The organism is Pantoea sp. CTOTU50773 (assembly GCF_032082325.1).
Classification (GTDB): domain Bacteria; phylum Pseudomonadota; class Gammaproteobacteria; order Enterobacterales; family Enterobacteriaceae; genus Pantoea; species Pantoea communis.
Map to the genome: position 1 here is coordinate 1 of NZ_DAMDQC010000147.1, position 10,681 is coordinate 10,681.

The 10,681-nt window shown below is 52.7% G+C and carries 8 protein-coding genes and 1 pseudogene; 3 read left to right on the forward strand and 6 right to left on the reverse strand.

Annotation, left to right across the window (positions count from 1 at the left end; all coding sequences use genetic code 11):
* The first annotated feature begins 460 nt into the window (after positions 1-460).
* Positions 461-823, forward strand: coding sequence for a 6-carboxytetrahydropterin synthase QueD (gene queD / locus RT340_RS18495; RefSeq protein ID WP_176505758.1), 363 nt, complete (start codon positions 461-463; stop codon positions 821-823).
* A 129-nt stretch (positions 824-952) separates the two neighbouring features.
* Positions 953-1,552: an inorganic diphosphatase gene (locus tag RT340_RS18500; RefSeq protein WP_097117965.1), complete on the forward strand. Its 600-nt coding sequence runs from the start codon at positions 953-955 to the stop codon at positions 1,550-1,552.
* 142 nt (positions 1,553-1,694) lie between these two features.
* Here the strand turns inward: RT340_RS18500 and queE are convergent, their stop codons facing one another.
* From queE to rlmD, 6 genes are all read right to left on the reverse strand, one after another.
* Positions 1,695-2,369 (reverse strand): 7-carboxy-7-deazaguanine synthase QueE, encoded by a 675-nt coding sequence (gene queE, locus RT340_RS18505; RefSeq protein WP_097117966.1) that lies wholly within the window; start codon positions 2,367-2,369, stop codon positions 1,695-1,697.
* A gap of 149 nt (positions 2,370-2,518) precedes the next feature.
* Complete coding sequence (gene eno, locus RT340_RS18510; RefSeq protein WP_313377460.1) at positions 2,519-3,814, reverse strand: phosphopyruvate hydratase; 1,296 nt, start codon at positions 3,812-3,814, stop codon at positions 2,519-2,521.
* Positions 3,815-3,896: 82 nt separating this feature from the next.
* A complete protein-coding gene (pyrG, locus tag RT340_RS18515) occupies positions 3,897-5,534 on the reverse strand; it encodes a glutamine hydrolyzing CTP synthase (protein ID WP_313377461.1) in 1,638 nt (545 codons plus the stop codon).
* Between the two features lie 249 nt (positions 5,535-5,783).
* A complete protein-coding gene (gene mazG / locus RT340_RS18520) occupies positions 5,784-6,575 on the reverse strand; it encodes a nucleoside triphosphate pyrophosphohydrolase (protein WP_160833107.1) in 792 nt (263 codons plus the stop codon).
* A 151-nt stretch (positions 6,576-6,726) separates the two neighbouring features.
* Entirely contained in the window at positions 6,727-8,961 is a 2,235-nt protein-coding gene (gene relA / locus RT340_RS18525) for a GTP diphosphokinase (RefSeq protein ID WP_034823050.1), read from the reverse strand.
* Between the two features lie 32 nt (positions 8,962-8,993).
* The gene (gene rlmD / locus RT340_RS18530; RefSeq protein ID WP_211729266.1) at positions 8,994-10,310 is read right to left on the reverse strand and encodes a 23S rRNA (uracil(1939)-C(5))-methyltransferase RlmD; all 1,317 of its coding nucleotides are present in this window, start codon (positions 10,308-10,310) and stop codon (positions 8,994-8,996) included.
* 91 nt (positions 10,311-10,401) lie between these two features.
* Here rlmD and RT340_RS18535 point away from each other — a divergent pair.
* Positions 10,402-10,681 (forward strand): annotated as a pseudogene (locus RT340_RS18535) (two-component sensor histidine kinase BarA); the annotation flags it as partial.

A 10,681-nucleotide genomic window follows, 5' to 3' on the forward strand; every position in this document is an offset into this window, starting at 1 on the left:
CCGGTGCAGGTGCGGCAACGGCGCCCGGCGTCTGATTGACCATGCCCCAGAAGTAGCCGGAATGCCAGGCCATCTGCGTGGTGTTGAAATCCGTGGTCGCTGCCTGTAAGCGCGCGAGTTGCTCCGGATTAAGCGGGAGCATTGAACCTGGTGCCTGAGTCGTCATCGCGTTAAAAATTCCAGTGTCTGAAGTCCGGACCGATAAATGGCGGAAGAGAGGGTAGGTTACCGGGCTGTATATTAACGATTAAATACGCCTTCGACATAATTAATAACCAAAATGACTAAGTGGTTTTTCGGGTAATGTTAATCAGCAAAAGTGGTAAATAAAGTCGCCTTTATTCAATACGTTAATCAACATATTGCGGTATAGGCGTGCGCAAAATGCCCTTTTCATCGTAAGCGGGTGCGAAAAATCTGTGATTCAGGTAGAATTCGGCGGTTTTTAAGTCTGAGAGCCATTATGTCTACCACGCTGTTTAAAGAGTTCCAGTTCGAATCTGCCCACCGTCTGCCGCATGTGCCTGAAGGGCATAAATGTGGTCGTCTGCATGGCCATTCGTTCCTGGTGCGATTAGAAATTACCGGTGAAGTGGATGCGCATACCGGTTGGGTCATGGATTTTGCCGAACTGAAGGCGGCGTTTATGCCGATTTATGATCGTCTCGATCATCACTATCTGAATGATATTCCAGGCCTGGAAAATCCAACCAGCGAAGTGCTGGCAAAATGGATTTGGGATCAGATGAAACCGATCCTGCCAGAACTGAGTGCAGTGATGATCAAGGAAACCTGTACCGCAGGTTGTACTTATAAAGGTTAATCACTGTTGACGGGCTGCCGCTGTGCAGCCTGACTTTCAGCTATACGCTTCTTTACGTTCACTTCATCTCCTTGTCATCCGCCCCCTCTACGTTGTTGTCTCCTTCATTAAAGATCAAGAGAATCAACAATGAACTTCGTTAAACGCCTTTCTGTTATTGCTTTGCTGGTTTCCGCCTCTGCCGCCGTTCAGGCGCAAAACGTCCTCGATTTTCCGCAGCCTGAAAAAGTACCGGATGAGTTCTATGCCGTGACTGAAATTCCGGCGGGCGGGATGATTAAATATGAAACCGACGCGAAAACCGGTTTTATCGTGGCTGACCGTTTCCAGTCGATGCCGGTTGCCTATCCGGCAAACTACGGCTCACTGACCCAGTCACTGGGCGGTGATGGCGATCCGCTGGATGTGATCTTCTACACCCGCGCGCCACTGCAACCGGGCACACTGATCAAACTGCGCCCGATTGGCGTGCTGAAAATGATTGATGGTGGCGAAGTGGACGACAAGATTGTTGCGGTACCAACCAGCAAAATCGACCCAACCTATGACGACATCAAAGAGATGAAAGACCTGCCGAAAATGGAGCAGGAACGTCTGGAAGCCTTCTTCCGCGTGTATAAGCAGTTGCCAGATGGCCGTAAGAAAGTTGAGCTGAATGGTTTTGAAGATGCGGCGAAAGCTAAGGCTGAGATCAAACAGGCCTTCGACGCGTATAAAGCAAAGCAATAAAACCTAAGCATGCGTCGGCGGGGTAATGGAAAAAGTCGCTATCCATATCGTTTAGCCGGTGCGGTAATGAACAGGGTCGCCATCAATGGCGACCCTTCAAACAGGTTTGAGTCAGGTGCCGCAGGGATGCACACCTGATGAATCAGGCGATATTCAGATACTTATGTGTCTGCATCGAAAGGCGCCAGTTACGCGCAATGCAGGTCTCAATGCACAGTTTGGTGGCGGCATCGCCACGACTGATCGGTTGCAGCGCCACAATGCGCTTCTTATCATCATCATGCAGACCCGCCAGCAGCACATCTAACGCTTCGACATCACGCTCACGCGCCACCGGATGTTTAATCTCATCCGCACGCTGCAACGCCTGCGGCAGCACATCGTAACCGCCGCGCATATTGACCTTCGGTGAAACCGTCACCCAGGTGCTGTCAGAACAGTGCACTTCATGTGTACCGCTGGTCTCAATCTGGCACTCAAATCCGGCCGCTTCCAACGCCTCGGTCAACGGGCGCAAATCAAAAATAGCCGGTTCACCGCCGGTGATCACCACATGGCGCGCGGTCCAGCCCTGACGTTGAATGGTCTCGATCAGCATTGCTGCATCGGCACTGCCCCAGGCGTCACTCTCCACGGTTTTCACCAGAATGTCGCCCAGCGAGGTCTCCCGATCGGCCAGTTTTTCCCACGTATGCTTGGTATCACACCAGCTACAGCCCACCGGACATCCTTGTAAGCGGATGAACAGCGCCGGAACACCGGTGTAAAATCCTTCGCCCTGCAGGGTCTGGAACATTTCGTTAATCGGGTAGAACATTTTTTACTCACGTCTTAAATTCGAGGAGCAGATTATGGCAGATTTTCACCATCGGTTCACAGCTGCTTCGTGCCAAAAAAACAAAAGCCCCGCACGAGGCGGGGCTTTATCAGCGATGATGCGGCCCATCGGGACACATCAACAGAGCCTTACTGGCCTTTAACTTCTTTCAGACCGTTGAACGGAGCTTTGTCGCCCAGCGCTTCTTCGATACGAATCAGCTGGTTGTACTTAGCAACACGGTCAGAACGGCTCATAGAACCGGTTTTGATCTGGCCAGCAGCAGTACCGACCGCCAGGTCAGCGATGGTCGCATCTTCAGTTTCACCTGAACGGTGTGAAATCACCGCGGTGTAACCTGCATCTTTTGCCATCTTGATTGCAGCCAGAGTTTCGGTCAGAGAACCGATCTGGTTGAATTTGATCAGGATGGAGTTAGCGATACCTTTATCGATACCTTCTTTCAGGATCTTGGTGTTGGTCACGAACAGGTCGTCACCTACCAGCTGAATTTTGTCGCCCAGCACTTTGGTCTGGTAAGCGAAGCCCGCCCAGTCAGACTCGTCCAGACCGTCTTCGATAGAGACGATTGGGTACTGCTTGGTCAGATCTTCCAGGAAGTGCGTGAACTCTTCAGAGGTGAAAGCTTTGTTGCCTTCGCCAGCCAGCACATATTTGCCGTCTTTGTAGAATTCAGACGCTGCACAGTCCATCGCCAGGGTGATGTCTTTGCCCAGCTCGTAGCCTGCTGCTTTCACCGCTTCAGCGATAACAGCCAGCGCTTCGGCGTTAGAACCCAGGTTTGGCGCATAGCCACCTTCGTCACCGACCGCAGTGCTCATGCCTTTGGCTTTCAGCACTTTTGCCAGGTTGTGGAAAACTTCAGAACCCATACGAATGGCTTCTTTCACGTTTTTCGCGCCAACAGGCTGGATCATGAATTCCTGGATATCAACGTTGTTATCCGCGTGCTCACCACCGTTGATGATGTTCATCATCGGCAGTGGCATAGAGAATTTGCCTGGGGTGCCGTTCAGTTCAGCGATGTGCTCATACAGCGGCATGCCTTTAGCGGCAGCAGCAGCTTTAGCAGCAGCCAGAGAAACAGCCAGAATCGCGTTAGCGCCGAAGTTGGATTTGTTTTCGGTACCGTCCAGCTCGATCATGATTTTGTCGAGGTTAGCCTGGTCTTTAGCGTCTTTACCCAGCAGAGCTTGAGCAATCGGGCCGTTTACCGCGCCAACAGCTTTGGTTACGCCTTTGCCCATGAAGCGGGATTTGTCGCCATCGCGCAGTTCCAGCGCTTCGCGGGAACCAGTAGAAGCACCTGACGGCGCAGCTGCCATACCGACGAAACCACCTTCCAGGTGTACTTCGGCTTCAACAGTCGGGTTACCACGGGAGTCGATGATTTCACGACCGATGACTTTAACGATTTTGGACATTAGATTTTCCTCAGTACAAGTTAAACTAAAACTCCAGACAAACAACGCGTACCTTTGGTACGCGTTGCCGTTCTAACTTTTCTTACTTCGCCTGACGCTTCTGGAACTCATTAGCGGCTTTCACAAAGCCAGCAAACAGCGGATGGCCATCACGCGGCGTAGAAGTAAATTCCGGGTGGAACTGACATGCGACGAACCATGGGTGGTTCGGCACTTCGATGATCTCGACCAACTGATCATCCCCGGAGCGGCCCGCAATACGCAGACCCGCAGCTTCAATTTGTTTCAACAGCAGGTTGTTGACTTCATAACGGTGACGGTGGCGCTCAGTAATTGTCGGCGCACCGTACATCTGACGTACCAGGCTATCGTCGGAAAGCTGACAGGCCTGAGAACCCAGACGCATCGTGCCACCCAGATCGCTCTTCTCGGTACGGACTTCAACGTTACCTTCTTCGTCGCGCCATTCGGTGATAAGCGCCACAACAGGGTACTTACAGTCTGGCACAAATTCCGTAGAGTTCGCGTTTTCCATACCCACCACGTTGCGAGCAAATTCAATCAGCGCAACCTGCATACCCAGGCAAATGCCGAGGTAAGGAATATTGTTTTCACGCGCATAGCGTGCGGTAGCGATCTTGCCTTCAACGCCACGGTAGCCGAAGCCGCCAGGGATCAGAATAGCATCCAGATCTTTCAGAATTTCGACACCGCGGGTTTCAACATCCTGTGAATCAATCAGCTTGATGTTGACGGTTACGCGGTTCTTCAGGCCACCGTGTTTCAGCGCTTCGATAACTGACTTATAGGCGTCCGGCAGTTCAATGTACTTGCCGACCATACCGATAGTCACTTCGCCTGCCGGGTTCGCTTCTTCATAAATAACCTGTTCCCATTCTGACAGGTTAGCTTCCGGACAGTTCAAGCTGAATCGTTTACAAATATAATCGTCCAGACCCTGTGATTTCAACAGGCCCGGAATTTTATAAATGGAATCGACGTCTTTCAGAGAAATAACCGCTTTTTCTGGAACGTTACAGAATAAAGCAATTTTGGCGCGTTCATTAGCAGGGACTGCGCGATCGGAACGGCAAATCAGAATATCTGGCTGAATACCAATGGAAAGCAGCTCTTTAACGGAGTGCTGAGTCGGTTTGGTTTTCACTTCACCCGCCGCCGCCATATACGGAACCAGCGTCAGGTGCATATACATGGTGTGCTCGCGGCCCACTTCAACCGCCATCTGGCGAATCGCTTCGAGGAACGGCAGGGATTCAATATCACCTACGGTACCGCCGATTTCCACCAGTACGACATCATGACCTTCGCCGCCTTCGATAATACGTTCTTTAATGGCGTTGGTGATGTGTGGGATAACCTGAATCGTGGCACCCAGATAGTCACCGCGACGTTCTTTGCGCAGCACTTCTGAGTAGATACGACCGGTCGTAAAGTTGTTGCGGCGCGACATTTTGGTACGGATGAAGCGCTCGTAGTGACCCAAGTCCAGATCGGTTTCGGCCCCATCACCGGTAACAAACACTTCACCGTGCTGCGTTGGGCTCATGGTACCCGGATCGACGTTAATGTACGGATCGAGTTTCATGATGGTCACATTCAGACCACGTGCTTCAAGGATGGCTGCGAGGGAGGCTGCGGCAATGCCTTTACCCAGAGAGGATACGACCCCGCCGGTCACAAAAATATAGTTCGTTGTCATGCTGAACCTGAGAGTTTAGGTTTAAAGACGGTGGAATAACCAAGACGGGAAAATAGTATACCCGAAGTCGTCCTCAGCCACAATTGATGAATCACATCACCCCCCCGCATTGCAGCCGATAACATAGCGAATAGACGAGGGTGAAATGTTGACGTGCGTCACAAAGTTGCCGCTTGGCTGAATCGAGTAAGCTCAAGCGGACAATTTATGCGCAATGCAGGAATAATCGACAATTTGAAGAATAACCGCTTAGTCTTTGTTCTCACTGCATTTCACCTGCTGCCAGGCGGCTTCCATTTGATCCAGGGTCGCATCCTGCATCGCCAGTCCCTGCACGCTGATGATGGATTCAACCTGACGGAAGCGACGCTCAAATTTATCATTGGCTTTTTGTAAGGCGATTTCGGCTTTGCTGCCCAGATGGCGCGAAAGGTTGACGGTGGCAAACAGCAAATCGCCAATCTCCTCTTCCAGCTTGTCATTGTCGACCACCGCCTGCTGCGCTTCGTGCATCACTTCATCGATCTCTTCGTGCACTTTATCCAGCACTGGCCCCAGGTTGTTCCAGTCGAATCCCACCGTGCTACAGCGCTTCTGGATTTTGTAAGCACGCATCAGTGCAGGCAAGGCTTTAGGAATGTCATCCAGCACCGAATGCTGTGACTTCTCTGCGCGCTCGCTGTGTTTGATCGCTTCCCAGTTTTTCAGTACTTCCTGCGTGGTGTCGGCCTGCACATCACCAAAGATGTGCGGATGACGGCGCTCCAGCTTGTCGCTAATCGCATTGCAGATGTCATCGAAGTTGAAACGCTGTTGCTCATCGGCCATTTGCGCGTAAAACACCACCTGAAACAGCAGATCGCCGAGTTCACCGCGCAGGTCATCAAAGTCCTCGCGCTGAATCGCGTCGATCACTTCGTAGGTCTCTTCCAGCGTGTAAGGGGCGATGGAGGCGAAGGTCTGCTGACGATCCCACGGGCAGCCACGTTTCGGGTCGCGCAAGGTTTGCATGATGGTGAGCAGACGATTCAGGGCTGTCATGGGGAAATCCTTAGGGGTTAAAATGGAAAAGGTCGCCAAAATGGCGACCCTGAGGCACACCGAAATCTGGTCGACGCGCAGAGCAACCTGGACGTGCCATTTCGGGCGTACAGTAAATGCCAGGCTGCCCTTTCATGGCGGCCTGGCCACATCAGTTCAGACGGCGTGCGTCGATGATATCCGGCACCTGATTAAGACGCGCCAGCACGCGACCCAGCACCTGCTGGTTGTAGATTTCGATATCCATATCAATGGTTGCCAACTGCTTTTTGGTGTCGCTGCGGCTGGAAACGCCCAGCACGTTAACCTTCTCATTCGCCAGAATGGTAGTGATATCGCGCAGTAACCCGCTGCGATCGTTGGCGGTGACGCGTACCACCAGCGAATAGCCGCTCGAATAATCTTCGCCCCACACCGCATCGACAATACGTTCCGGCGCATGGGAGATCAGTTCGCTTAACTGGTCACAGTCGGCTCGGTGAATGGAAATACCGCGCCCCTGGGTGATAAAGCCCACGATATCGTCACCCGGGATCGGCTGGCAGCAGCGCGCAATGTGGTGCAGCAGATTGCCCACGCCTTCCACCACCACGCGTCCACTTTCTCTGCGCGCAGATGAAGGCTGATGTGATTTTTGCGTCAGCTGGCGCAGCGCTTCACGATCTTCCTCTTCCGCACTCGGCTTATTGAGTTTGGCCTGCAGGAAGTTGACCATCTGATTGAGGCGAATATCGCCGCCGCCAATCATCGCCAACAGCTCATCCTGCGAGCTGACGTTATAACGCGGCAGCAGAATTTTTTCTGCATCGCGGAAACTGATATCCAGCTGGCTCAACTCGCTTTCAAGAATCTGGCGGCCAGCCAGAATGTTCTTGTCGCGATCTTGTTTGCGGAACCAGGCGTGAATTTTTGAACGGCCACGGCTGGTGGTGATATAGCCAAGGTTCGGGTTCAGCCAGTCGCGGCTCGGGTTCGGCTGCTTCTGGGTAATCACCTCAATCTGATCGCCCATCTGCAATTGATAGGTGAACGGCACAATGCGACCGCTGATTTTGGCACCAATGCAGCGATGTCCGATATCACTGTGAATGTGATAAGCGAAGTCCAGCGGTGTTGAGCCAGATGGCAGATCGACCACGTCGCCTTTCGGGGTAAACACGTACACCCGATCGTCAAATACCTGACTGCGCACCTCTTCCAGCATCTCGCCGGAATCCGCCATCTCTTCCTGCCAGGTAATCAGCTTACGCAGCCACGCAATGCGTTCCTCGTGCCCTGCCGCACCGCGCGCGTTACTGGAAGTCGGGCCTTCTTTGTACTTCCAGTGCGCGGCCACGCCCAACTCCGCATCTTCATGCATCTGGCGAGTACGAATCTGGATCTCTACCGTCTTGCCCTGCGGACCGAGCACCACCGTGTGAATGGATTGATAACCGTTGGGTTTTGGATTGGCAACGTAGTCGTCGAACTCGCTGGGAAGATGGCGATACAGTGTGTGCACGGTGCCTAACGCGCCGTAGCAATCCTGCAAACGTTCTGCCACGATGCGCACCGCGCGCACATCGAACAACTCATCAAACGCCAGCGACTTTTTCTGCATCTTGCGCCAGATGCTGTAGATATGTTTCGGGCGGCCATAGACTTCAGCACGCACGCCCTCCTTCTGCATCTCTGCACGTAAGTTACTCACGAAATTATCAATGTAACCTTCGCGGTCAATACGTCGTTCATGCAGCAGTTTGGCGATGCGTTTGTACTCATCGGGGTGCAGATAGCGGAAGCAGTAATCTTCCAGCTCCCATTTGAGCTGACCGATACCCAGACGATTGGCTAACGGCGCATAGATGTTGGTGCTCTCTTTGGCGGCGAGAACACGTTCGTCTTCTGGTGCATCCTTCATTTCACGCAGGTGGGCAATACGCTCTGCCAGCTTGATAACCACGCAGCGGAAATCTTCCACCATCGCCAGCAGCATGCGGCGCACGTTATCCACCTGCTCGGAGGCCATAGAATCATTGTGGATGGCTTTCAGCTGGCGGATCGCGTCCATATCGCGCACACCATGTACCAGCGAGACAATGCCTTTGCCGAACGACTTTTCCAGCTCTTCTTCACTGACCACATCCGCGTTGGCCAGCGGGAACAGTAAGGCCGCGCGCAGGCTATCGTTGTCCATACTGAGCATGGTGAGTATTTCCACCATCTCAATACCGCGCCACAGCAGCAGAGCCTGATCTGGATGGTTGTGCGTTTCGGTTTCACAGTAGCGCCAGGTGTCCGCCAATCGCTGACAGGATTGCGGATTATTGATATTTAAACTGGCGATCCACTGGTCAAGGGCAAACTCCCCTTCCGTATTTAAATGCGCACTTCTAACCGCAACCATATCCTCTCCTGCCATAACGACGAAAACGCCGCTTATGCTTTGCTAAACAGCACCATGGACTCGAGATGACTGGTATGTGGGAACATATCCAGCATCGCGACCCTTTCCAAATGGTAGCCCGCCGACAGTAATGCCTGACTGTCGCGCGCAAGTGTTGTTGGGTTACAGGAAACATAGACCACGCGTTGCGGCGCAAGTTTAACGATATGCGACATCACACCCGCGGCCCCAGCACGTGCTGGATCCAGTAACACCTTGTTAAATCCCTGCGCTGCCCAAGGCTGGTGGGCAACGTCTTCCTCCAGGTTGTGCTGGAAAAAGCGGACATTTTTAAGATTATTCAGCTCAGCATTATACGCTGCCTGGTGGACTAATGCTGCAACACCCTCCACACCCACAGCATTTTGTACGAACTTTCCTACAGGCAAAGTGAAATTACCCATACCGCAAAACAGATCCAGCACCCGATCTTCGGGCTGTAAATCGAGCCATTCAATGGCTTTTGTCACCATCTGCTGATTCACGCCATCATTCACCTGGATGAAATCCTGCGGGCTGAAAGTCAGTTTCAAATCAAACGATTGGTAGAAAGGTGCGTAATCCCCCAGCGGCTGCAAATGCTCGCTGCCGTCCGCCAGATACAACATCAGCTGATGCTCATGCGAAAAGCGTTCCAGTTTTACATGATCGCCTGCGGACAATGCATCAAGATGACGCAGCACCATCACCGGGCCATTATCTGCCAGCACTAACTCGACATGCCCCAGTCGCCGTGCGGCCTGTAAGCTGCTAAGACACTGGTGCAACGGCTGCAGTAACGCTTCAAGCTCGGGCACCAAAATGGGGCATTGAGTTAACTCAACCAAATCGTTGCTGGCCGCCTGGCGGAACCCCATTTGTAAACGCTGCTGTTTAGGCTGCCATTGCAGTCCCAGACGGGCGCGACGGCGATAGCCCCAAGTGTTGCCGCTGATGATCTCATTCACCTGCACCGGCAAAGGCGCATCCCGGCTCAACATTCGGCTCAGCGCACGTGCTTTACTGTCCTCCTGTAACGCGATCGCGGCATGCTGTTGCTGGCAGCCACCACACACGCCAAAGTGCACACAGCGCGGTTTTTCCCGCTGTGCGCTTGGCTGCATAATCTTTTTGGCTTTGGCCCGCGAGAACTGACGTTTATCTTCCACGACCATAACTTCGGCCTGTTCACCCGGCAGTGCGCCGCTGACAAACATCGCTTTGCCATTATGGCGCGCAACACCTTGTCCAAAGGGGTCAAGGTCTTCGATAGTGACGGTAATACGCTGCTTTGTCGCCACACGCTGTTTTGCGGAGTAAAATTGCGCCATAGTGTTGTGAATTCTCTAAATTAATGGGGTGTGCCATCGCAAGCGGATTGTGCACAGGGATATCAATGCCAGGAGTTGCCAGGCCACAATTATGACCAAATATAGCCTGCGGGCGCGAATGATGATTTTGATACTGGCGCCAACGTTAATGATTGGTCTGCTGCTCAGTACCTTCTTCGTGGTGCACCGTTATAACGAATTACAACATCAGGTGCGCGATGCCGGATCGAACATTATCGAACCGCTGGCAGTCTCCAGCGAATACGGCATGAGCTGGCACAATCGTGATGCGATTCGCGAGCTGGTCAGCCTGCTGCATCGTCGTCATTCCGATATTGTCCGTGCCATTACCGTTTTCGACAACAACAATC